The sequence below is a fragment of the Nonomuraea sp. NPDC059007 genome, from assembly GCF_042740555.1.
Lineage (GTDB): Bacteria > Actinomycetota > Actinomycetes > Streptosporangiales > Streptosporangiaceae > Nonomuraea.
Genome location: NZ_JBHYJD010000041.1, coordinates 25,985 through 49,067 on the forward strand (window position 1 = coordinate 25,985; position 23,083 = coordinate 49,067).

19 protein-coding genes are annotated in these 23,083 nt (G+C 71.4%); 13 read left to right on the forward strand and 6 right to left on the reverse strand.

The window, feature by feature from the left end; all coding sequences use genetic code 11:
• The first annotated feature begins 444 nt into the window (after nt 1-444).
• On the forward strand, nt 445-1,047 hold the full coding sequence (locus ACFWY5_RS43650; RefSeq protein ID WP_379622236.1) for a D-glycero-alpha-D-manno-heptose-1,7-bisphosphate 7-phosphatase: 603 nt from the start codon (nt 445-447) through the stop codon (nt 1,045-1,047).
• A gap of 50 nt (nt 1,048-1,097) precedes the next feature.
• On the opposite strand, the gene ACFWY5_RS43655 is transcribed toward ACFWY5_RS43650, so the two are convergent.
• On the reverse strand, nt 1,098-1,577 hold the full coding sequence (locus tag ACFWY5_RS43655) for a peptide deformylase (protein ID WP_379622234.1): 480 nt from the start codon (nt 1,575-1,577) through the stop codon (nt 1,098-1,100).
• Between the two features lie 178 nt (nt 1,578-1,755).
• On the opposite strand from ACFWY5_RS43655, the gene ACFWY5_RS43660 reads away from it, so the two are divergent.
• The 7 genes from ACFWY5_RS43660 (at nt 1,756) to ACFWY5_RS43690 (ending at nt 11,214) form a co-directional block, all read left to right on the forward strand.
• Entirely contained in the window at nt 1,756-3,066 is a 1,311-nt protein-coding gene (locus tag ACFWY5_RS43660) for an MFS transporter (RefSeq protein ID WP_379622232.1), read from the forward strand.
• 86 nt (nt 3,067-3,152) lie between these two features.
• Nucleotides 3,153-5,204 (forward strand): molybdopterin oxidoreductase family protein, encoded by a 2,052-nt coding sequence (locus ACFWY5_RS43665; protein WP_379638367.1) that lies wholly within the window; start codon nt 3,153-3,155, stop codon nt 5,202-5,204.
• On the forward strand, nt 5,201-6,607 hold the full coding sequence (locus ACFWY5_RS43670; protein WP_379638368.1) for an FAD-dependent oxidoreductase: 1,407 nt from the start codon (nt 5,201-5,203) through the stop codon (nt 6,605-6,607). Before ACFWY5_RS43665 ends, ACFWY5_RS43670 begins: the two co-directional genes overlap by 4 nt.
• On the forward strand, nt 6,604-9,042 hold the full coding sequence (nirB, locus tag ACFWY5_RS43675) for a nitrite reductase large subunit NirB (protein WP_379638369.1): 2,439 nt from the start codon (nt 6,604-6,606) through the stop codon (nt 9,040-9,042). Before ACFWY5_RS43670 ends, nirB begins: the two co-directional genes overlap by 4 nt.
• Nucleotides 9,039-9,377, forward strand: coding sequence for a nitrite reductase small subunit NirD (nirD, locus tag ACFWY5_RS43680; RefSeq protein ID WP_379638370.1), 339 nt, complete (start codon nt 9,039-9,041; stop codon nt 9,375-9,377). The genes nirB and nirD overlap by 4 nt, the downstream gene beginning before the upstream one ends.
• Nucleotides 9,374-10,510, forward strand: a complete 1,137-nt coding sequence (locus tag ACFWY5_RS43685; protein WP_379638371.1) for a uroporphyrinogen-III synthase — start codon at nt 9,374-9,376, stop codon at nt 10,508-10,510. Before nirD ends, ACFWY5_RS43685 begins: the two co-directional genes overlap by 4 nt.
• The gene (locus ACFWY5_RS43690; protein ID WP_379622218.1) at nt 10,507-11,214 is read left to right on the forward strand and encodes a sirohydrochlorin chelatase; all 708 of its coding nucleotides are present in this window, start codon (nt 10,507-10,509) and stop codon (nt 11,212-11,214) included. The genes ACFWY5_RS43685 and ACFWY5_RS43690 overlap by 4 nt, the downstream gene beginning before the upstream one ends.
• Here the strand turns inward: ACFWY5_RS43690 and ACFWY5_RS43695 are convergent.
• From ACFWY5_RS43695 to ACFWY5_RS43715, 5 genes are all read right to left on the reverse strand, one after another.
• On the reverse strand, nt 11,145-11,342 hold the full coding sequence (locus ACFWY5_RS43695) for a DUF6186 family protein (RefSeq protein WP_379622216.1): 198 nt from the start codon (nt 11,340-11,342) through the stop codon (nt 11,145-11,147). The two genes, ACFWY5_RS43690 and ACFWY5_RS43695, sit on opposite strands and share 70 nt — an antisense overlap.
• Complete coding sequence (locus ACFWY5_RS43700) at nt 11,339-11,749, reverse strand: hypothetical protein (RefSeq protein ID WP_379638372.1); 411 nt, start codon at nt 11,747-11,749, stop codon at nt 11,339-11,341. The genes ACFWY5_RS43695 and ACFWY5_RS43700 overlap by 4 nt, the downstream gene beginning before the upstream one ends.
• A gap of 90 nt (nt 11,750-11,839) precedes the next feature.
• Nucleotides 11,840-12,325, reverse strand: coding sequence for a hypothetical protein (locus ACFWY5_RS43705; RefSeq protein WP_379622212.1), 486 nt, complete (start codon nt 12,323-12,325; stop codon nt 11,840-11,842).
• Nucleotides 12,326-12,578: 253 nt separating this feature from the next.
• Entirely contained in the window at nt 12,579-13,433 is an 855-nt protein-coding gene (locus ACFWY5_RS43710) for a PAC2 family protein (RefSeq protein ID WP_184968192.1), read from the reverse strand.
• Between the two features lie 104 nt (nt 13,434-13,537).
• Nucleotides 13,538-13,993: a universal stress protein gene (locus ACFWY5_RS43715; protein ID WP_379622210.1), complete on the reverse strand. Its 456-nt coding sequence runs from the start codon at nt 13,991-13,993 to the stop codon at nt 13,538-13,540.
• 79 nt (nt 13,994-14,072) lie between these two features.
• Between ACFWY5_RS43715 and metH the strand changes: the two genes are divergently transcribed.
• The 5 genes from metH to ACFWY5_RS43740 all read left to right on the forward strand — a co-directional run bounded on the left by metH (nt 14,073) and on the right by ACFWY5_RS43740 (nt 23,007).
• Nucleotides 14,073-17,537 carry a methionine synthase gene (gene metH, locus ACFWY5_RS43720; RefSeq protein WP_379638373.1) on the forward strand — a complete coding sequence of 1,155 codons (3,465 nt, stop codon included), beginning with the start codon at nt 14,073-14,075 and terminating at the stop codon, nt 17,535-17,537.
• Between the two features lie 552 nt (nt 17,538-18,089).
• Nucleotides 18,090-18,758 carry an HAD family hydrolase gene (locus tag ACFWY5_RS43725; RefSeq protein ID WP_379622206.1) on the forward strand — a complete coding sequence of 223 codons (669 nt, stop codon included), beginning with the start codon at nt 18,090-18,092 and terminating at the stop codon, nt 18,756-18,758.
• Between the two features lie 613 nt (nt 18,759-19,371).
• Nucleotides 19,372-19,875, forward strand: coding sequence for a cellulose synthase (locus ACFWY5_RS43730; RefSeq protein ID WP_379638374.1), 504 nt, complete (start codon nt 19,372-19,374; stop codon nt 19,873-19,875).
• A gap of 297 nt (nt 19,876-20,172) precedes the next feature.
• The gene (locus tag ACFWY5_RS43735; protein WP_379622202.1) at nt 20,173-21,171 is read left to right on the forward strand and encodes an ABC transporter permease; all 999 of its coding nucleotides are present in this window, start codon (nt 20,173-20,175) and stop codon (nt 21,169-21,171) included.
• A gap of 69 nt (nt 21,172-21,240) precedes the next feature.
• Nucleotides 21,241-23,007 carry an ABC transporter substrate-binding protein gene (locus tag ACFWY5_RS43740; protein ID WP_379622200.1) on the forward strand — a complete coding sequence of 589 codons (1,767 nt, stop codon included), beginning with the start codon at nt 21,241-21,243 and terminating at the stop codon, nt 23,005-23,007.
• Nucleotides 23,008-23,083: the final 76 nt, after the last annotated feature.

Consider the following 23,083-nt stretch of genomic DNA (forward strand, 5'->3'; position numbering starts at 1 on the left):
CCGAAGGGTGGGAGCTATGAGGGCCAGGTTCGAGGAGTCCGATCCGCAGTACGCGCTGCTGGCGGTGATCCAAGTGCTGATCGGTCTGCTCGATCTGCTTCAGAGGAGTAAGGGGCTCAGCTAGCTGCGCGCTAGCTGAACCCCCGAGTGATGCGAGTTCCCCGGCTGCTGGAGTGACACCAAGGGGCCGGGGGCTCTCATATGCGGGGCAGAAGCTACCACACCTACCGCGGCATTGTTACCGCATTCAAGGCGCCACTTTCACGCCACGCGGAGGCCGGTCCGGAAACGCCCTCCCAGCCTGGGACGCTTCGCTTCGTGGTTCGCGCCGGAGCGTGGAAACTCGTGCTTGACGCCGGGGCCGGACGCGCTCCGGCCGACCGGGACGTCGTTTGGGGCGTGGCCCGACGGGTAGCTGGGCGGCGTTCTGACGGAGGTGCGAAAGTGTTCGATCATCATCGTCCCGCGGCCGTCCTGTTCGACCGCGACGGGACGCTGATCAGGGATGTTCCCCACAACGGCGACCCGGGGCGCGTGGTGGCCATGCCCGGCGCCGGCGCGGCGCTCAGCCGGTTGCGCCGCGCCGACGTGCCGGTCGGGGTGGTCATCAACCAGTCGGACGTGGCACGCGGCCTGCTGTCGCCGGATGACATGGACCAGGTCAACTCCACGGTGGAGGCGCTGCTGGGGCCGTTCGACGCGTGGGCGATCTGCGTGCACGCCGACGGCGACGGCTGCACCTGCCGCAAGCCCGCGCCCGGCCTGGTGATCAGAGCGGCGGCCATCCTGGACGTCAGCCCGCGCGAGTGCATGGTCGTGGGCGACCTCGGCAAGGACATGGAGACCGCGCGTGCCGCCGGGGCACGCGGCATCCTGGTGCCGACCCCGCTGACCAGGCCCGAGGAGATCGACGCCGCCGACGAGGTGGCCTCGGACCTGAACGACGTGGCCGACCGCGTCCTCAGCGAGCCCGTGCTCGCGGGCGCGGGGCTGCGCGGCGCCGGCCTGGCCGACTGGGCGCGCGCCGTGGGCTGGAACCGCTGGTGAAGACCCGCTGGTAGGACCGACGGCGGCAAGGAACCGCCGGTGAGGATCCTTTACGGGGCGACGGTGGCCAGGAAGCGCTCGCGTTCGTCGGCCGGGAGGTGGTCGCTGAACAGCACCCCGTCCAGGTGGTCGCACTCGTGCTGCAGCACCCTGGCCAGCACGCCCAGCGCCCGCACCGTGACCGCCTTGCCGAACATGTCCCGTCCGCGCGCCACCACCATGTAGGAACGCTCCAGCGGCCACCAGGCGCTCGGCGCCGACAGGCAGGCCTCGTCCGCGGTCACCTTCCGCTCCGACAGCTCCAGCCGGGGATTGACGAGGTGCCCGGCCTTGCCGTCGTAGTCGTAGACGAGCACCCGCGACGGCACCCCGATCTGCGGCGCCGCCAGCCCGGCGCGGCCCGCTCCCGACCGCATCGTGATGGTCAGGGACTTCACCAGTCCCCGGAGCTCCCGGTCGAACTCCTTCACCGGCTCCGCCACCGAACGCAGCACCGGATCGCCGAACAGCCGGATCGCCTGGACCCTCACACGCAACTCCCCGAGATCTCGCGCGATGTCAGGGAACAGTTTCCCAGCAATGATCGCCGCCAACCTGGAGCCGGGCGTTACATCCGTGTTGCCGGGGTTACGGCGGTGAGTCCGCTGTAACCGCCGCACCGTCACAGCCCGTCAGCGTGCGTAACGAGCGCTGCCTACGGTCACGGCCATGACCCGATGGATCGCCGAATGGCACCCCGACGACCCCGCCTTCTGGGAGCGCACCGGCAAGAAGGTCGCCCGGCGCAACCTCGTCTTCTCCATCCTGGCCGAGCACCTCGGCTTCACCGTCTGGACGCTGTGGAGCGTGGTGGCGGCCAAGACGGGCCGCCTCGACCTGTCCACCGACGAGCTGTTCTGGCTGGTGGCGCTGCCGAACCTGGTCGGGTCGGCGCTGCGCCTGCCGTACACCTTCGGGCCCGCCAGGTTCGGCGGGCGGACGTTCACGGTGGTCAGCGCGCTGCTGCTGCTCATTCCCGCGATCGCGCTCGGGTTCGCGGTGAGCGATCCGGCCACGCCGTTCTGGGTGCTGCTGGTGATCGCGGCCACGGCCGGTCTCGGCGGCGGGAACTTCGCCTCCAGCATGGCCAACATCACCTACTTCTACCCGCAGAGCAAGCAGGGCTCGGCGCTCGGGCTCAACGCGGCGGGCGGCAACATCGGGGTCAGCTCGGTGCAGCTCGTGGTGCCGCTGGTGATCGGCGCGCTGGGGCTGGCGGCGGCGGGCTGGTTCTGGGTGCCGTTCATCGTGGTGTCGGCGGTCTGCGCCTGGTTCTTCATGGACAACCTGGCCACCGCCAAGGCCGAGCCGCGCGAGCAGCTCGCCGTCGCGCGCAGCGGCCAGACGTGGATCATGTCGTTCCTCTACATCGGCACGTTCGGCTCGTTCATCGGCTACTCCACCGCCTTCCCGCTGCTGGCCAAGAGCCTGTTCCCGGCGGCGCCGTGGACGGCGGTGGCCTTCGCGGGACCACTGGCCGGCTCGCTGATCCGGCCGGTGGGAGGGTGGCTGGCCGACCGGCTGGGCGGCGCGCGGGTGACGCTCTGGACGTTCGCCGCGATGGGCGCGGGCGTGCTGCTGACGTGGGCGGCCGCGGCGGGCGGCGGGTTCTGGGCGTTCTTCCTGGCCTTCCAGCTGCTGTTCGTGACCTCGGGCATCGGCAACGGCTCGACGTACCGCATGATCCCGGCCATCTTCCAGGCGAAGGCGCGCGCCGAGCGCGGCGACGGCGAGCAGGCCCTCGTGTACGGCAAGCGCCAGGCCTCGGCCGCGATCGGCATCATCTCCGCGGTCGGGGCCTTCGGCGGCTTCCTCATCAACCGGGGCTTCGGCATGTCGTTCGCCCAGACCGGCAGCCCCGCGGCGGCCTTCCTGGCCTTCGCCCTCTTCTACGCCGCCTGCACCGCGCTGACCTGGTGGTGCTACCTGCGCACGCTCGGCGCGGCCCGCCTGCCCAGCCTCGCCCACGCCCGCGTGTGACTCTCACACGCGCGGTGAGCCGCTGTTAGCACAGCAGTAACAGAAGGGACCCAGGGGTGAAACCACCCGAAAGCACGATCGAACCCGTGACCTCACCCCCCGACGGCGCGTCCGTGAAGACGCACTGCCCCTACTGCGCGCTGCAGTGCGGCATGACCGTCACCGCGCGCGGCGGCGAGGTCGCGATCGCCCCCAGAACCGACATCCCGGCCAACGGGCACGGGGGCGGGGCGCTGTGCCAGAAGGGCTGGACCGCCGGCGACCTGCTCCGGCCGGGTGCCCGGCTCACCACCCCCCTCCTGTACGGCGAGCCCGCCACCTGGGAGAAAGCCCTGGACCACGTGTCCAGGCGCCTGGCCGCGATCCGCGCGGAGCACGGCCCCGACGGCGTGGCGGTCTTCGGCGGCGGCGGGCTCACCAACGAGAGCGCCTACCACCTGGGCAAGCTGGCCCGCGTGGCCCTCGGCACCAGCCAGATCGACTACAACGGCCGCTTCTGCATGTCCTCGGCGGCGGCCGCGGCCAACAGGGCGTTCGGGCTGGACCGGGGCCTGCCGTTTCCGCTGACCGACCTGGCCGGGGCCGACGTCGTCCTGCTGGCCGGGGCGAACGTCGCCGAGACCATGCCGCCGCTCGTGCGCCACCTGGGCGGGCCGCGGCTGATCGTGGTGGACCCGCGGCTGACGCCCACCGCCAAGCTGGCGGCGCTGCATCTGCAGCCGGCTCCGGGCACCGATCTGGCGCTGGCGCTCGGGCTGCTGCACCTGCTGATCGCCGAGGGCGGGGTGGACGCGGCGTACGTGGCGGCGCGGACCTCGGGGTTCGCGGCGGTGCGGACGTCGGTGGCCTCCTGGTGGCCGGAGCGGGTGGAGCGGATCACCGGGGTGCCGGTGGCTCGGATGCGCTCGGCCGTACACATGCTGAAAAATGCGGATAACGCGTACATTCTCACCGGGCGTGGCGCCGAGCAGCACGCCAAGGGGACCGACACCGTCTCCGCCTTCGTCAACCTGGCCCTCGCGCTCGGCCTGCCCGGCACCCCCGGCAGCGGCTACGGCTGCCTGACCGGCCAGGGCAACGGGCAGGGCGGCCGCGAGCACGGGCAGAAGGCCGACCAGCTGCCCGGCTACCGCAGGATCGACGATCCGGCGGCGCGCGCCCACGTGGCGGCGGTCTGGGGCGTCGAGCCGTCGGCGCTGCCCGGACCCGGCCGCTCCGCCCAGGAGCTCCTGGACGTGCTCGGCACCGCCGAAGGGCCCAGGGCGCTGCTGCTGTTCGGCTCCAACCCGGTCGTGTCCGCGCCGCGCTCCGGCACGCTCGCCGACCGGCTGCGCCGCCTCGGCCTGCTGGTCGTCGCCGACGTGGTGCTGTCGGAGACGGCCGCGCTGGCCGACGTCGTCCTGCCCGCCGCCCAGTGGGCGGAACAGGACGGCACCATGACCAACCTCGAAGGCCGCGTGCTGCTGCGGCGGCGCGCGTTCCCGCCGCCCGGCGAGGTCAGGACCGACCTGGAGATCATCCAGGGCATCGCGGCCGGGCTCGGCCACACCTGGACGGCCAGCCCGCCCGCCGTCTTCGACGAGCTGCGCCGCGCCAGCGCGGGCGGCGTCGCCGACTACGCCGGCATCACCTACGACCGGATCGCCGCCGAGACCGGCGTGTTCTGGCCCTGCCCCGCCGAGGACCACCCCGGCACGCCCCGCCCCTTCCTCGACCGCTTCGCCACCCCAGACGGCCGCGCCCGCTTCACCCCGGTCGAGCACCGCCCGCCCGCCGAGGAACCCGACGACGACTACCCGGTGCACCTGACCACCGGCCGGGTCCTGGCCCAGTACCAGAGCGGCGCCCAGACGCGCCGCGTCGCCGCCCTGGTCGAGGCGGCCCCGGAACCGTTCGTCGAACTCCACCCCGACCTGGCCGCACAACTCGGCATCGGCGCCGGCGACCTGGTCCGCGTGCACAGCCGCCGCGGCAGCGCGGAGGCCGTCGCCAGGATCACCCCCGCGATCCGGCGCGACACCGTGTTCATGCCGTTCCACTGGGAGGGCGCCAACCGCCTCACCAGCCCCGCGCTCGACCCGGCCTCGCGGATGCCGGAGTTCAAGGTGTGCGCCGTGAGACTGGAGAAGGTGGCATGAGACTCGTCGTCATCGGCAACGGCATGGCCGGCTCGCGCCTGGTCAGCGAGGTACGGGCGCGCGACCCGCGGGCCAGGGTCACCGTCTTCGGCGCCGAGCCGTGGCAGCCCTACAACCGGGTGCTGCTGTCCAACGTCCTGGCCGGGAGCTCGGGGCCCGACCAGGTACGCCTGCTGGACGCCGCCTGGTACGCCGAGCACGGCGTCCAGGCGGTCCTCGGCGCCGAGGTCGTCCAGATCGACCGCGACACCCAGGCGGTCATCACCCGGGACGGGCGGCGGGAGCCGTACGACGTGCTGGTCCTGGCCACCGGCAGCGAGGCGGTCGTGCCGCCCATCCCGGGGGTGGCGCGGGCGGTGCCGTTCCGCACGCTCGGGGACTGTGAGCGCATCGTGGCCGCGGCCGCGCACGCCCGGCGCGCCGTCGTCGTGGGCGGCGGGCTGCTCGGCGTGGAGGCCGCGCGCGGCCTGGCCGGGCGTGGCCTGCCCGTCACGCTCCTGCACCTGGCCGGACACCTCATGGAACGCCAGCTCGACGCCGAGGCCGGGCTCATGCTCGGCGAGACACTGGGCGAGCTCGGCGTCGAGACCCGCACCGGCGTCACCGTCACCGCCATCACCGATTCCGGCGTCCACCTGGGCGCGGGACCGGCGGAGGAACTGGTGGAGGCCGACCTCGTGGTGCTCGCCTGCGGCGTGCGTCCGCTCACCGGACTCGCCGCGCAGGCCGGCCTGGAGGTACGGCGGGCCGTCGTCGTGGACGACGAGCTGCGCACCGACGACCCGTCGATCTTCGCCGTCGGCGAGTGCGCCGAACACGACGGCACCGTCTACGGCCTGGTCGCCCCCGCCTGGGAGCAGGCCGCGGTCGCCGCCGACGTCATCACCGGCGGCAAGGCGCGCTACCGGGGCTCGCGCCTGGTCACCCGCCTCAAGGCGCGCAGCGTCGAGCTGGCCGCCATGGGCGAGACGCACCTGGAGGAGGACCAGGCCGAGGTGGTCAGGTTCAGCCATCGCGCCCGCGGCACGTACCGCAAGCTCGTCATCCGCGACGGCCGCCTGGTCGGCGCGATCCTGCTGGGGGAGAGCGACGCGGTCGGCACCCTCACCCAGCTGTACGACCGCGGCGGACCGCTGCCCGGCGACCGCGCGGGGCTGCTGTTCCCCGGCCTGCCGGGCGCCGGGGCGGTGGCCGACAGCCCCGTCCGGATGCCGGACGCCGCCAAGGTCTGCCATTGCAACAACGTCACGAAGGGCCAGATCCGCGCCTGCTGGGAGGCGGGCGCCCGGGACCTGGCCGCGGTCAGCGCGGCCACCAGGGCCACGACCGGCTGCGGCACCTGCCGCGACGCGGTCGAGGGCATCGTGGACTGGCTGTGCGAGCAGGAAGGGGTGAACGCATGAGCAGGCTCGTGGTCGTCGGCTACGGCCCCGCCGCCCAGCGGCTGCTGGAGTCGCTGGCCGAGCGCGGATACGACGGGCGGATCACGGTGCTGGGGGAGGAGCCGCTGCCCGCCTACGACCGGGTGGCGCTGACCTCCTACCTGAAGGGCACGAGCGCCGCCGACCTCACCTACACCCCGCCCGCCGGCGTCGTCACCCGGCTGAGCTCCCGCGTCACCGCCGTCGACCGCGCGGCCCGCACCGTGACCACCGCCGACGGCCACGTCGAGCCCTACGACGTCCTGGTGCTGGCCACCGGCTCGGCCCCGTTCGTGCCCCCGGTGCCGGGCGCCGGCGACGCCCTGGTCTACCGCACGATCGCCGACCTGGACGCCATCAGTGCCGCCGCCGCGAAAGCACGGGCGTCCGGCCGCGACTCCGGGGTCGTGGTGGGCGGCGGGCTCCTGGGCCTGGAGGCCGCCGACGCGCTCCAAGGCCTCGGGCTGCGCACCCACATCGTCGAACTGGCCCCCTGGCTGATGCCGCGCCAGGTGGACGAGGGCGGCGGCGCCGTGCTCAAGAGCCACATCGAGGCGCTCGGCATCGGCGTGCGCCCCGGCGTGTCGCTGGAGCGGATCGAACCGGGCCGCGTCCTGCTGAGCGGCGGCGAGGAACTGCCGGCCGCCGTCGTGGTGGTCTCCGCCGGCGTACGGCCGCGCGACGAGCTGGCCAGGGCCTGCGGGCTGGAGGTCGGCCAACGGGGCGGCATCGTCGTCGACGACGGCATGCGCACCTCCGATCCCGCCGTCTACGCCGTGGGGGAGTGCGCCCTGGCCGATGGTCAGGTGTACGGGCTGGTCGGACCGTGCAACACGATGGCCGAGGTGGCCGCCGACCGGATCACCGGGGGCCGCTCGGTCTTCGGCGGCGCCGACCTGTCGACCAAGCTGAAGCTGCTCGGCGTCGAGGTGGCGCAGTTCGGGGCGATGGAGGGGGCGCTGGACGTCACCTACATGGACCCGGTCGCCGGGGTCTACAAGCGGCTGTTCGTCTCCGACGACGCCTCGACGCTGCTGGGCGGCATCTGCGTGGGGGACGCGGCGCCGTACTCCGCGCTGCGGCCCTTCGTCGGAAAGGCGCTGCCCGCGGCGCCGTCGGACCTGCTGTTCAGCGGCGGCGGCCTCGCCCTCGACCTGCCCGACGACGCGCAGGTGTGCTCGTGCAACAACGTCAGCGCCGGACGGGTGCGCACCGCGATCGGGGACGGCGCGGCCGACGTGCCCGCGCTCAAGGAGTGCACCCGCGCGGGCAGTTCGTGCGGCTCGTGCCTGCCCATGCTGAAGCGGCTGCTGGAGAAGTCCGGCGTCGAGCTGCCCAAGGCGTTGTGCGAGCACTTCGCCCACAGCCGCGCCGAGCTGTACGACATCGTGCGGGTCCGCGGGATCACCACGTTCTCCGAGCTCATCGCCGCGCACGGCACCGGCAGGGGCTGCGACGTGTGCAAGCCGACCGTCGCCTCGATCCTGGCCTCCCTGCACAGCGGGCACGTGCTGGAGGGCGAGCGGGCGGCCCTGCAGGACACCAACGACCACTTCCTGGCCAACATCCAGAAGAACGGCACCTACTCCGTCGTCCCGCGGGTGCCCGGCGGCGAGATCACGCCCGACAAGCTCATCGTCATCGGCGAGGTGGCGCGCGACTACGGCCTCTACACCAAGATCACCGGCGGGCAGCGGATCGACCTGTTCGGCGCCCGGGTGGAGCAGCTGCCGGGCATCTGGCGGCGGCTGGTGGACGCCGGGTTCGAGTCCGGCCACGCCTACGGCAAGGCGCTGCGGACGGTGAAGTCCTGCGTGGGCTCGGCCTGGTGCCGGTACGGCGTACAGGACTCCGTCGGCCTGGCCATCGCGCTCGAACTGCGCTACCGGGGCCTGCGCGCCCCGCACAAGCTGAAGTCGGCCGTGTCCGGGTGCGCCCGCGAATGCGCCGAGGCCCGATCCAAGGACTTCGGCGTCATCGCCACCGAAAGCGGCTGGAACCTCTACGTCGGCGGCAACGGCGGCTTCACCCCGCGCCATGCCGACCTGCTGGCCGCCGACCTGAGCACCGCCGAACTGGTGCGGACCATCGACCGCTTCCTGATGTTCTACATCCGCACCGCCGACCGGCTCCAGCGCACCGCCGCCTGGCTCGAAGCGCTGGAGGGCGGCCTCGGCTACCTGCGCGAGGTCGTCGTCGAGGACTCGCTGGGCATCTGCGCCGACCTGGACGCGCGGATGGCGCGGCACGTGGCCGGATACGAGGACGAGTGGCGGGCCACGCTGGAGGACCCCGGCAAGCTCGCCCGCTTCGTCAGCTTCGTCAATGCCCCCGGCACGCCCGACCCGTCCATCTCCTTCGAGACGGTGCGCGAGCAGATCCAGCCCGTTCTGATCCCCTTGGAGGTCGTGGGATGACCACGCTGCTACACGATGTGTGGACCACCGTCTGCCGCTACACCGACCTGCTGCCGGAGCGCGGCGTCTGCGCGCTGGTGAACGGCCGCCAGATCGCCGTGTTCCGCGACTTCGGCGGCCGGGTGTACGCCGTCGGCAACCGGGACCCGTTCAGCGGCGCCTACATCCTGTCCCGCGGCATCGTCGGCACCAGGGGCGGCGAGCCCACGGTGGCCTCGCCCATGCACAAACAGGTGTTCTCTCTGGTCAGCGGTGAATGCCTGGACGGAGGCGGCGCGGCGATCCCCGTCCATGCCGTCCGGCTGCGGGACGGGCACGTCGAGGTGCGGGCATGACCGGCCGGACCGTGCCGGAGACGGCGCCCGACTCACTGGCCGGGTTCACCGTGGGCGTGACCGCCACCCGGCGGCGCGAGGAGTTCGGCGCGCTGCTGCAACGGCGCGGCGCCCGCGTGGTCAGCGCGCCCGCCATCCGCCTGGTCCCCCTGGAACAGGACGGCGACCTGCTGGACGCCACCCGCCTGGCCCTCGCCGCGCCCATCGACGACGTCGTCATCACCACCGGGGTGGGCTTTCGCGGCTGGATGGCCGCCGCCGAGGGCTGGGGGCTCTCCGGCGAGCTGGCCGAACGCCTCACCGGGGCCCGCCTGCTCACCCGCGGCCCCAAAGCCAGGGGAGCGGTGCGCGCCGCCGGGCTCAGCGACCACTGGACCCCGGCCACCGAGTCCTGCGACGAGGTCAAGGAGTACCTGCTGGCGCAGGACCTGGGCGGGCGGCGCATCGCCGTACAACTGCACGGCGAGCCCCTGGCCGGATTCGTGGCCGACCTGCGGCGCGCGGGCGCCGAGGTGATCGAGGTGCCCGTCTACCGCTGGCTGCCCTACCGCGACACCTCGCCGCTGCGCCGCCTGGTCAACCAGGCCGTCACCGGCGCCGTGGACGCCGTCGCCTTCACCAGCGCCCCCGCCGTCCTCGCCATGCTCCGCGAGGCCCGCGCCCGCGGCCAGGAGGAGGCGCTGCTGGGGGCGTTCTCCGGCGGCGTCGTGGCGGCCTGCGTGGGCCCGGTCACCGCGCACCCGCTGGTCGAGCGCGGCGTGCCGACCCTGCAGCCGGAACGCTCCCGCCTCGGCGCGCTCGCGCGGGCGCTGGCCAGGCACCTGCCCGAGTTCGGCGTCGCGCGCGTCACCGCGGGCGGGCACCGGCTGGAGATCCGCGGCCACGCCGTCGTCGTGGACGGCGAACTGCGGCCCCTGCCGCCCGCGCCCATGGCCGTGCTCAAGCGCCTGGCCGACAAGCCGGGACACGTCGTGGCCCGCGCGGAACTGCGCCTGGTCCTGCCCGGAAGCCCCGCCCGCGAGTCGGCCGAGCACGCCGTCGAGATGGCCGTCACCCGCCTGCGCCGCGCCCTGGGCCCGCCCGGGATCGTGGAGACCGTCGTCAAGCGCGGCTACCGCCTGGCCGTCCGGTGACGCTGGTCCTGGCCGCGCACGGAACCCGCGACGCCCGCGGCGAGGCCGTCCTGCGCGACCTGGCCGAAGCGGTCCGCGCCCGCCGCCCCGGCCACCGCGTGCACCTGGCCTACCTGGAGATCAGCCGCCCACTGCTGTCCGGCGAGCTCCCCGGCCTGCCCGGCCCGGTGACGATCGTCCCGCTCCTGCTGGCCGGCGGCTACCACGCCCACGTCGACCTGCCCGAGATCGTCTCCCGCACCCGCCCCGGCGTTCGCCTGGCCCGCCCGCTCGGCCCCCACCCGCTGCTCTCGCGGGCCCTGGCCCGCCGCCTCACCGAGGCCGGGCTGCGCCCTGACGACGCGGTGGTGCTCGCCGCCGCCGGCTCCTCCGACCCCGCGGCCCTGGCCGATGTGCGCGCTCAGGCCCGCCTGCTGTCGGTACGGCTGGGCCGCCCGGTCACCGCCGCCTTCGCCGCGTCGGGCACCCCCGCCCTGCCTCGCGAGTGGGGCCGCAGGACGGCGCTCGCCTCCTACCTGCTGGCCCCCGGTTTCTTCCACACCCGCCTGCGGCGGTCCGGCGCCGCCCTGGTCAGCGCCCCGATCGGCGCCGACCCGGGCCTGGCCGCGCTGATCTGGCGGCGCTTCGACGAGGTTCAGCGGGCCAGGAAGTGCCAGCCCAGCCACCACCACGACAGGATGACCAGCACCCGGCCCGCCGGATGACGCATCACCCAGGCGAAGCAGTCGCCCGCCGTCGGCGTCGTGGACCCGGGCAGTCGCGCGACCACCTCGAGCACCAGCATGGCCACCGCCGCCACCACATAGCCGAAGACCGTGATCTCCCACGTCATCGCCGCACCAGCCCCCATCCGACCACCAGCCACGCCACCCAGAACAAGCCCCGCCAGTCCGGCGACAGCAGCACGGGATCCAGCAGGTCGCTGACCGTCGGCTGCGCGGGATCGTCACCCGCCAGCAGTGCCCACACCTCCCACACGCCGAACGCCGCGAACAGCGCCACCCACACCTGCCAGCCCGGCGCGGACAGCCGCCGCGGCGCCTCCCGGCGCGGCAGCCCCGGCCACAGCGCCGCCACCAGCGCGACCACTCCGACCACGCCCACGACCGCGTACGTGAGCCCGCCGAACGACGGCAGCCGCCCGCCGCCGGCCCAGGCGGTCACCAGCAGCGCCCCGCCGAGCACCCAGCTCACTGGGCGGCGCCGGTGCGCCCGCAGCTCGGGTTCACCCGTTTCCATATGGCTCTCCATGGCTCTCCTCGGGGCTCGCGGACAACAAAGAGGGTACGGCGACGCTCCGCCGTACCCTCAAAACCGATTCTGGGCTATTTACCCGGATTCAAGCCGAAGCTCGCGAACGATCTCCTCCGCGCTCACGTCCCGCGTGGGCCCGGAATAGGCTCCGAAGAACATCTCGTTGTAGGCGTGCCTGAAGCATCCCGCCAGCAGGAGGCGGGCGCTGGCATCGGGATCCGCCGCGGCGGTCACCCGGCCGATCCGCTGCTCGGCGCCGAGGTAGGCGGCCAGCGGCGCGATCTCGGCCAGTGGCCCGAGGCCGTTGTCGCGGATCGCCTCGCGGAAGCGGACCGTCACGCTGGGCGAGGTGAAGGCGGGCAGCGCCGCCGACTGGATCTCGGCGTAGTAGTCGATCCCGGCCCGTGCGATGGGCAGCAGGTTGTCGTTGACGCGGCCCTTGCCGACCAGGTGCGAGAGGTCGTGCAGGATGCGCAGCCACAGGGGCAGGCGATCCTGGAGCAGGGCGAGGAAGTGGTCCACGGGCCCGCCGGTGCGGTCCTCGCGGAGCGAGACGGCCATCTCGAGTACGCGCCGCCTGGTGTCCTGACTTCTTTGGTGCGGATCTAGGTGGGGAGTCGCCATGGTTGGCCTAACGTGCGCAGTCACATGGGTAGGTTCGACGTGGCACCCGGCGATTTCGCCGTTGTTATGGAGCCGTGTTTCTCCTGGTTATGCAATTGTTGCCGGCTGGTGTTCCAACTGTGTACAAATGGCGCGAGTCACTGATTATTACCTGAAACCCGGGAGAAATATGGCAACAATGACCTGAGAATCAGCTGTCAGTATCGCGGTCGCGGCGCCGCAGATACCGCTCGAACTCCGCCGCGATGGCATCGCCGCTGGCCTCGGGCAGCTCCGCGGCGTCCTTGCGCTCCTCCAGCTCCTTGACGTACTCGGCCACCTCGCTGTCCTGCGAGGCCAGCTCGTCCACGCCGTGCTCCCACGCGCGCGCCTCCTCGTCGAGCTCGCCGAGCGGCATGGAGATCTCCAGCACGTCCTCCAGGCGGCGCAGCAGCGCCAGCGTCGCCTTCGGGTTGGGCGGCTGGGCGACGTAGTGGGGCACCGAGGCCCACAGGGAGATCGCGCTCAGCCCGCCCAGCGCGAAGGCGTGCTGCAGCACCCCCACGATGCCCGTCGGACCCTCGTAGCGGCTGAGCTCCAGGTTGAGCGAGCGCGCCAGCCCCTCGTCGGAGGCGGTGCCCAGGATCGGCACCGGGCGGGTGTGCGGCGAGTCGTTGAGCAGCGCGCCCAGCATGACCGTCGTCTCGATGCCCAGCTCGCGGCAGACCTCGATGATCTCCTCGCAGAACGACTTCCAGCGCATGTTCGGCTCGATGCCGCGCAGCAGCACCACGTCACGCTCGGACCCCGGCGGCCTGGCCAGCGAGAACCGCGTCGTCGGCCAGACGATACGGCGCTCGGCCCCGTCGGTCAGCTCCACCACCGGCCTGGTCACCTGGAAGTCGTAATAGTCTTCAGGATCGAGCTCGGTCAGCGGCTCCGCCTTCCAGGCGCTCTCCAGGTGGCTGATGACACCGCTGGAGGCCTCGCCCGCGTCGTTCCACCCCTCGAACGCGGCGATCAGCACCGGGTCGACGAGCTCGGGGAACCTTTCGAGCTCGATCACGTGTCGCCTCCTCCTTCGGCTGGCATTCGACTAAGCCTATGCGCTGAGGGGGGTCTCGCGTCACTGATCTCGTTGCGCCACGGGCGTACTGCCTGGTACGGGCGTCACCGCCCCGACGTGGTCCGCACGATGAGCACGTCGCACCCGGCCCGGTGCGAGACGCCGGAGGGCACCGATCCCAGCAGCCTCCCGGCCAGCGAGTTCAGCCCCCTGTTGCCCACCACGAGCAGCTCGGCCCGGTACTCGCCGGCCAGCCGGACCAGCACGTCCACGGCCTCGCCCTCCTCGGCGGCCAGCACGACCTCCCCGGCCCCCGCGGCCACCGCGCTCTCGCGCGCCGCCCGCAGCGTGTCCTCGGCCGGCGTCGACCCGCTCACCTTGTACGCCAGCTCGCCCAGCCGGTCGGCCGCCGGGGCCCGCTCGCTCTCGCGCATCGGCAGATAGGCGCAGGCCACCACCAGCCGGGCGCGGGTCGCCGCGGCCAGTTCCGCGGCGGCGGTGACGGCGCGCAGGGAGGAGGAGGAACCGTCGGTCCCGACGAGAATGGTCTGATAACGCACAGCGCCTCCTATTGGACGCTTTATTGAATATCTTCCCCGGCACCATAGCGCCTCGATCGCAGCCGATAAGCTGGGGCCCATGAGCAACTCCCCATCCTTCCGCGAAGTACTGTCCCAGCGCGTAATGGTCGCCGACGGGGCCATGGGGACGATGCTGCAGGCAGCCGATCCCACGCTCGAGGACTTCCTGGATCTCGAAGGGTGCAACGAGGTCCTCAACGTCACCCGGCCCGACATCGTGCAGAGCGTGCACGACGCCTACTTCGAGGTGGGCGTCGACTGCGTGGAGACCAACACCTTCGGCGCGAACCTCGCGGCGCTGGGCGAGTACGACATCCCCGAGCGCGTCTTCGAGTACTCGGAGGCCGGGGCGCGCATCGCGCGCGAGCGCGCCGACCACTGGTCCACGCCCGACCACCCGCGCTTCGTCCTCGGCTCCATGGGGCCGGGCACCAAGCTGCCCACGCTGGGGCACCTGCCGTACGAGAAGCTGCGCGACGCCTACATGGACAACGCGGCCGGCCTGATCTCCGGCGGCGCCGACGCGCTCATCATCGAGACCTGCCAGGACCTCCTCCAGGTCAAGGCGGCCGTCATCGGCGCCAAGCGGGCCGTGGCCGACTCCGGGCGCGACGTGCCGGTCATCGCCCAGGTCACCATCGAGACCAACGGCGCCATGCTCCTCGGCTCCGAGATCGGCGCGGCGCTCACCGCGATCGAACCCCTCGGCGTCGACGTCATCGGCCTCAACTGCGCCACCGGCCCGGCCGAGATGAGCGAGCACCTGCGCTACCTCGCCCGCCACTCGCGTACCAGGCTGTCGTGCATGCCCAACGCGGGCCTGCCCGTGCTCACCTCCGACGGCGCCTACTACCCCCTCAGCGCGGAAGAGCTGTCCGACGCGCACGAGACCTTCACCCGCGACTACGGCCTGTCCCTGGTCGGCGGCTGCTGCGGCACCACCCCCGAGCACCTGCGCCAGGTCGTCGACCGCGTGCGCGGGCGTGAGGTGGTCAACCGCCGCCCCCACCCCGAGCCCGGCGCCTCCTCGCTCTACCAGACGGTCCCCTTCCGCCAGGACACCAGCTACCTGGCCATCGGCGAGCGCTGCAACACCAACGGCTCCAAGGCCTTCCGCGAGGCGATGCTCGAAGGCCGCTGGGACGACTGCGTCGAGACCGCCCGCGACCAGGCCCGCGGCGGCGCCCACATGCTCGACCTGTGCGTCGACTACGTCGGCCGCGACGGCGTGGCCGACATGAAGGAACTGGCCTTCCGCTTCGCCACCGCCTCCACGCTGCCGATCATGCTCGACTCCACCGAGCCCGAGGTCCTGCGGGCCGGCCTGGAGATGCTGGGCGGGCGCGCCGCCGTCAACTCCGTCAACTACGAGGACGGCGACGGCCCCGACTCCCGCTTCCAGAAGATCATGCGGCTGGTCGATGAGCACGGCTCCGCCGTCGTCGCCCTGACCATCGACGAGGAGGGCCAGGCCCGCACCGCCGAGTGGAAGGTGCGCGTCGCCAGCCGCCTCATCGACGACCTGACCGGCAACTGGGGCATGCGCGTCGAGGACATCATCGTCGACTGCCTGACCTTCCCCATCGCCACCGGCCAGGAGGAGACCCGCCGCGACGGCGTCGAGACCATCGAGGCCATCCGCGAGCTCAAGCGGCGCTACCCGGGCGTGCAGACGACGCTGGGCCTGTCGAACATCTCCTTCGGCCTCAACCCGGCCGCCCGCATCGTGCTCAACTCGGTCTTCCTCAACGAGTGCGTCAACGCCGGCCTCGACTCGGCCATCGTGCACGCCTCCAAGATCCTGCCGATGGCCCGTATCCCCGACGAGCAGCGCGAAGTCGCCCTCGACATGGTCTACGACCGCCGCCGCGAGGGCTACGACCCGCTGCAGCGCTACATGGACCTGTTCGAAGGCGTCGACGCCGCCGCGATGCGCCAGAGCAAGTCGGCCGAGCTCGCCGCCATGCCGCTGGGGGAGCGGCTCAAGCACCGCATCATCGACGGCGAGAAGAAGGGCCTGGAGGCCGACCTCGACGAGGCCCTCACCCAGCGCCCCGCCCTGGAGATCATCAACGACACGCTGCTCGACGGGATGAAGACCGTCGGCGAGCTGTTCGGCTCCGGGCAGATGCAGCTGCCGTTCGTGCTGCAGTCGGCGGAGGTCATGAAGACCGCCGTCGCCCACCTCGAACCCCACATGGAGAAGGTCGAGGGCGAGACCAAGGGCCGCATCGTGCTGGCCACCGTCAAGGGCGACGTCCACGACATCGGCAAGAACCTCGTCGACATCATCCTGTCCAACAACGGCTACGAGGTCGTCAACCTCGGCATCAAGCAGCCGGTCAGCGCCATCCTGGAGGCCGCCGACGAGCAGAAGGCCGACGTCATCGGCATGTCCGGCCTGCTGGTCAAGTCGACCGTCATCATGAAGGAGAACCTCGAGGAGATGAACTCCCGCGGCATCTCCGAGCGCTACCCGGTGCTGCTCGGCGGCGCCGCCCTCACCCGCGCCTACGTCGAGCAGGACCTCGCCGAGCTCTTCCAGGGCGAGGTCCGCTACGCGCGCGACGCCTTCGAGGGCCTGCGCCTCATGGACTCCTTCATGGCCGTCAAGCGCGGCGTCGAGGGCGCCACGCTGCCGCCGCTGCGCGAGCGCCGCGTCAAGTCCGGCGCCACCCTGGTCCGCACGCCCGTGGAGGCGCTGCCCGCCCGCTCCGACGTGGCCGCCGACAACCCGCTGCCGCGCTCGCCGTTCACCGGCGACCGCATCGTCAAGGGCATCTCGCTCGCCGAGTACTCCGCCTTCCTGGACGAGCGCGCGCTCTTCCTCGGCCAGTGGGGACTCAAGCCCACCCGCGGCGCCGACGGACCCGGCTACGAGGAACTCGTCGAGACCGAGGGCCGCCCGAGGCTGCGCATGTGGCTCGACCGCATGCAGACCGAGGGCCTGCTGGAGGCGGCGGTCGTCTACGGCTACTTCCCGTGCGTGAGCGACGGCGACTCGCTCATCATCCTCGACGACGCCGGAAACGAGCGCACCCGCTTCACCTTCCCGCGCCAGCGCCGCGACCGGCACCTGTGCCTGTCGGACTTCTTCCGCTCCAAGGACTCGGGCGAGGTCGACATGGTCGGCTTCCAGGTGGCCACGATGGGCGGCAAGATCTCCGAAGCCACCGCCGAACTGTTCGCCAAGGACGCCTACCGCGACTACCTCGAACTCCACGGCCTGTCCGTCCAGCTCACCGAGGCGCTGGCCGAGTACTGGCACGCCCGCGTCCGCTCCGAGTGGGGCATCGGGGGCGAGGAGTCGCTGGACGACATGCTCAAGGTCAACATCCAGGGCTGCCGCTACTCCTTCGGCTACCCCGCCTGCCCCAACCTCGAGGACCAGGTCCAGCTCTTCCAGCTTCTGGACCCGGAGCGCATCGGGGTGACCTTGTCGGAGGAGTTCCAGCTCCACCCCGAACAGGCCACCAGCGCCCTCGTCGCCCACCACCCGGAGGCGAAGTACTTCAACGTGTAGGTCTCTTCAGCTCGCCGTCCCCCGGTTCGGGCGGGCCGTGCGGCCTGTTTGTTCTCCGTGACGGCCGGTTTTCGTAACGGTCTGATGTCCGTGACGGCAAGTTTTCCGTTACGGCAAGCCGAGCGGGCCACCGCCCGCCGTCGCGGGCGGGCCACGCGGTCCGTGCGCCCGGCAGCCGGACACACGCCCCGCCGCGACAAGGCACGCCTGGCCACCCACCGTGGTCACCGGCCTGACCATGAATGTTGGTCCGATGCCTTGGCGAGCTTCCCGCCCGGCCTGGCTCCTCGGGTCCAGGACGGCACCCCACGAGCTCTGGGCGTCCCCACCGAGGGTTCTGGCCGGGGCTTCAGGGTTGGGAGGGTGCGGGGTTGGGTTTTGGGGCCCGCTGGGAACGTGCTATCTGGGGAGATAGGTGTTGCCAAGGCTGTTGGGGCGGTTTGTGGGACCCGGTTGTCGGTGAATTCTCGGCGGCTGGGAATGTGGAGGCTCGGGGCGGCTGTTGTTCTCTGCCCCTGGGCAGGGGTGGCAACCGGACGGAACGGGGGATGGATGGACGCGGCGTTCTTCGACATGGACGGGCTTCTGGTCGACACCGAGAAGGTGTGGCTGCTGGTGGAGACCGACTGCATGGCCAGGCTCGGCGGCGAATGGAACCACGAGCACCAGACCCACCTCGTAGGCGGCTCCATGGAGCGCACCGTCGCCTACATGCTGGACGTCTCCGGCTCCTCGGTGCCCCCGCAGACCCTGCGCACCTGGATGATCGACGGCATGGTGGCCCGCCTGGCGGGCGGCGTCGACGTCATGCCCGGCGCCCTGGAACTGCTGGAGGCCCTGCGCGCCGAAGGCGTGCCGGTGGGGCTGGTCACCTCGTCGCTCAAGGAGATCGCCGAAGCCATCCTGGCCTTCGTGGGCCGTGACCGCTTCGACGTCATCATCACCGCCGACGACGTCGAACGCACCAAGCCCGACCCCGAGCCCTACCTGACCGCCGCGGGCCTGCTGGACGTCTCCCCGGCCCGCAGCGTGGTCCTGGAGGACTCCCCGAACGGGGTGGCGGCGGGAACGGCCGCGGGCTGCGCGGTGGTGGCGGTCCCCAGCCTCCTCCCCATAGAACCCGCCCCGGGCCGCCTGGTCGTCTCCTCCCTGGCAGAAGTAACCCCGGCCCACCTACGCGACCTGGTCACCACCCACACCCCGGCCCCCCGCCCCGTCTAGCACGAACGGGCTAGACACCCCACTCGGTCCAGCTCCAACAGCCGGGGCCGCGGCACGAACGGGCGCCGTGGCACGCACGAGGCCTGCGGCACGCTCGGGTGAGCGCCGCGGGACTGGCCCACCGGGCTCACCGGGGCGTGTCCCGGCCAACGCATGCCCGCTGAGCCCCCCGGCGGGGTCGCGCCTCGGGGAGTTGCTCTCCTGGGGAGGCGCTGCCGGGCCTGGGAAGAGCGGTCGGGCCTGGGAGAGAAGCAGGGACGCCTCGGGGTGGATGCGTGACGCTGAGCGCCGGGTAGGGGGCCGCGCCGCGTGTTATGGGGGCGGCGTTACGGCGGGGACTCCGTGGGCCCTCACTAGCGGCGCTTGACGGGCGCCCGCGCACGGCGGTGGGGCGGGGGTGCGGGGGCGGAGCCGTAAAGGAGAGGCGGAAAGACGGCGAAGCCGTCGCAACAACACAAGAGCTCGCCGTCACAACGACACGAGGGCTCGCACTACGGATGGAACAAAGAGAGCGGCGGAACCTCCCCTAGGGGATGGGCCGTTCTTAGGGAGGAGGGGGCGGCGCGCGTGCGCGTGCCAGGATGGGTGTAACCGAGAGCTAGGGGATGTGGGCATGTTCGACACCATTTTGTGGCTGCCGGTCTGTGCCGGGGCCACCGGCCTGGGGCTGGTGCTGAGCTTCCTGGCCTGGCGACGCAGGGGCGCCACCGCCGGGATCCGCGGGGTGGCGTGGTCGCTGCTGCCCATCGCCGCCTACCTGACCGGGGCCCACGCGCTGATCTGGGGGATCGTGGCGTCCGTGGTCGGGTTCGTGACCGGTCTGGTCGCTGGGATCATCAACCCGTTCGTGTGGGCGGGGGTCGGGCTGGCGGGGCTGGCGGTGGTGCTGTTCGTGGTCTCCGGCGTGATGCGCAAGCGCGGCGTCGGCGGGGCCACACCGAAGCCGCCCAAGCAGGCGAAGGTCAAGAGCGGGGTCAAGACGGGCGAGACGCCGGCCGCCCAGGCGGCCACGGCGCCGCAGGCCGTCAATCCGTCGCCCGCCCCCGCCAAGGGGCGGACAAAAGACGATGACTTCTCTGACATCGAGGAGATCCTGAAGCGCCGCGGTATCGGGTGAAATCAGTGCAATGTCACAGTTCCGAGACCCAACCGGAACTGCGTGTAGACAAACACGTCAAGATCAATACGAATGAGTTTCACGAGAATCACAGTTGAGCCACATAGCTGTCTGAGGGACTAGTCAGCGCAGCTCAGCGCATACATTCTGCACCCTGGGGCCGTGACATACGGTCCTGCAATCACGGCGGTCCCTGACCGGGCACCGCCGAACGGACGATGTCGTCTGCAACCCAGGGGGCCAGAAGTCAATGCGCACAACTTCTGGCATTGCGGGTGCGGGCGTGGGAGGGCGCGCATGACCGCACCGCTGGATGTTCCCGAGTCGGCGAAGGAAGCAGTTCCTGAAGCCGTGGTAACGGGCGTGGACCGCAAGGCGATCCAGGGCCGTTCACTGGGGCAGATCGCGTGGTTGCGCCTGAAGCGCGACAAGGTCGCCATGGTCGGCGCGGGCGTCATCATCTTCCTGATCCTGGTCGCCGTCTTCGCTCCGCTGATCGTGAAGTGGTTCGGGCACCCGCCGCTCGAGTTCCACCGCGACATGATCGACCAGGAGACCCAGATCCCCAAGGACCGCTTCGGCGGGATCAGCTGGGACTACCTCTTCGGCGTCGACCCGCAGTGGGGCCGCGACATCTTCAGCCGCGTCGTCTACGGCGCGCGCATCTCGCTGCTCATCGCCTTCCTGGCCACGCTGCTCTCGGTCGGCATCGGCACCATCCTCGGCGTCACGGCCGGCTTCTTCGGCGGCTGGGTCGACACCGTCATCAGCCGCCTCATGGACGTGTTCCTGGCCTTCCCGCTGCTGGTGTTCGCCATCGCCCTGGCCGGTGTGGTGCCCGACACCGCGTTCGGGCTCTCCGGCGACGCTTTGCGCGTCTCCCTGCTGATCTTCATCATCGGCTTCTTCAACTGGCCCTACATCGGGCGTATCGTCCGGGGCCAGACGCTCTCGCTGCGCGAGCGGGAGTTCGTCGACGCCGCCAGGAGCCTGGGGGCGCGCGGGCCGTACATCATCTTCCGTGAGGTCCTGCCCAACCTCGTGGCCCCGATCCTCATCTACTCGACGCTGCTGATCCCGTCGAACATCCTGTTCGAGGCGGCGCTGAGCTTCCTCGGTGTGGGCGTGCGCCCGCCGACCCCGACCTGGGGCGGCATGCTCTCCGACGCGGCGCGCATCTACACCGTCCCGCACTTCGCGATCTTCCCGGGTCTCGCGATCTTCCTCACCGTGCTCGCCTTCAACCTCTTCGGTGACGGCCTGCGCGACGCGCTCGACCCGCGCGGCAACCGATGACCTGCCCGACCACCGCATGACCGACCACCGCAATTTCCTGGCTCCTACCTACAAGGGGTGTAGTAAGAGATGATGAAAAAGCCCGCTCTGGCGAAGGCCGCGCTCGTCGCGGCGCTCGCCATGGGCCTGGCGGCCTGTGGAGGCACCAGCACCCAGACGCCTCCCAAGGCCGGCGAGTCAGGCAAGCCCGCCGTCAAGGAGGAGTTCAACGCCGCGCTGACGGGGGTGTTCAACCCGTCCACGAAGAAGGGCGGCACCCTCAAGCTGGCGAACTCCGGTGACTGGGACTCCCTCGACCCGGCCGACACCTACTACGGCTACTCGTGGAACTTCATCCGGCTGTACGGCCGCGCCCTGATGTTCTTCCCCGGCAAGCCCGGGGCCGAGGGCGCCAAGCCGGTTCCGGACCTGGCCGCGGAGGCCGGCAAGCCGAGCGCCGACTTCAAGACCTGGACCTACACGCTGCGTGACGGCCTGAAGTACGAGGACGGCACCCCGATCGTGGCCAAGGACGTCGCGTACGCGGTGGCCCGCGCCTTCGACAAGGTGACCTTCCCCAACGGCCCCACCTACCTCAACGACATGCTGAACTGGCCCAAGGACTACAAGGGCCCGTACAAGTCGAAGGGCGCCGACTTCAGCTCCGCCGTCGAGGCACCGGACGACAAGACCGTCGTCTTCCACCTCAAGGAGCCCTACTCCGGCTTCGACTACATCGTCCAGATGTCGCCGACGATCCCGGTCCCCGAGGCCAAGGACACCGGCGCGAAGTACCGCGAGCACGTGATCTCCTCCGGTCCGTACATGTTCGAGAAGAACGAGATCGGCAAGGGCTTCACGCTGGTCCGTAACCCGCACTGGAGCGAGGCCGTCGACCCGAACCGTCCGGCCCTGCCGGACAAGTACGAGGTCACGACGAACGTCAACGCCGACGACATGGACAACCGGGTCATCTCCGGTGACCTCCACGTCGCCATCGAGGGCACCGGTGTCCAGCCGGCCGCGCTGAGCAAGGTCCTGCCGGACCCGGCTCTGAAGGCTCGCGCCGACAACATCACCATCCAGCGCCTCTGGTACACCTCGATCAACCCGACGGTGAAGCCGTTCGACAACAAGGACTGCCGGATCGCCGTGCAGTACGCGATGGACAAGACCGGCTACGTCGCCGCCTACGGCGGCTCGACCGGTGGCGAGATCGCGACCAACCTGCTGCCGCCGACGATCCCCGGCGCCCAGAAGATCGACCTCTACCCCTCTCCCGAGGGCAAGGGCGACATCGCCAAGGCCAAGGAGCACCTGACCAAGTGCGGTCAGCCGAACGGCTTCGAGACCTCCGTCTCCTACCGCGCCGAGCGGCCCAAGGAGAAGGCGACCGCCGAGGCGATCAAGGACTCGCTGGCCCGGGCCGGCATCAACGTCACGATCAAGCCGTACCCGCTGAAGGACTACTTCTCCAGCTTCGCCGGCAGGCCGTCCTTCGTCGTGAAGGAGAACCTGGGCCTGGTCGTCAACGGCTGGGGCTCCGACTGGCCTGACGGCTACGGCTTCCTGCAGCAGATCACCGACAGCCGCGTCATCCGTGAGGGTGGCGGCTCGTCCAACACCTCGGTCCGCATCCCCGACGTGGACGCCATGCTCGACAAGGCGCGCGTCGAGGCCGACGTCGCCAAGCGCGAGCCGATGTGGGCGGAGATCGACAAGCGGGTCATGGAGGAGTCCGTCATCATGCCGGGCATCTGGGCCAAGTCGCTGCTCGTCCGCGGCAAGGGCGTGACCAACGTCCTCATCTCCGACGGTCAGCAGATGTACGACTACGTCGCGATGGGCGTCGAGTAGGTCCTCTTCCCGCAGTCAACGAGTAGTTAAAGGCAGGTGAAGGCCACAGGTGGCCGCCGGGAGCGATCCTCCCGGC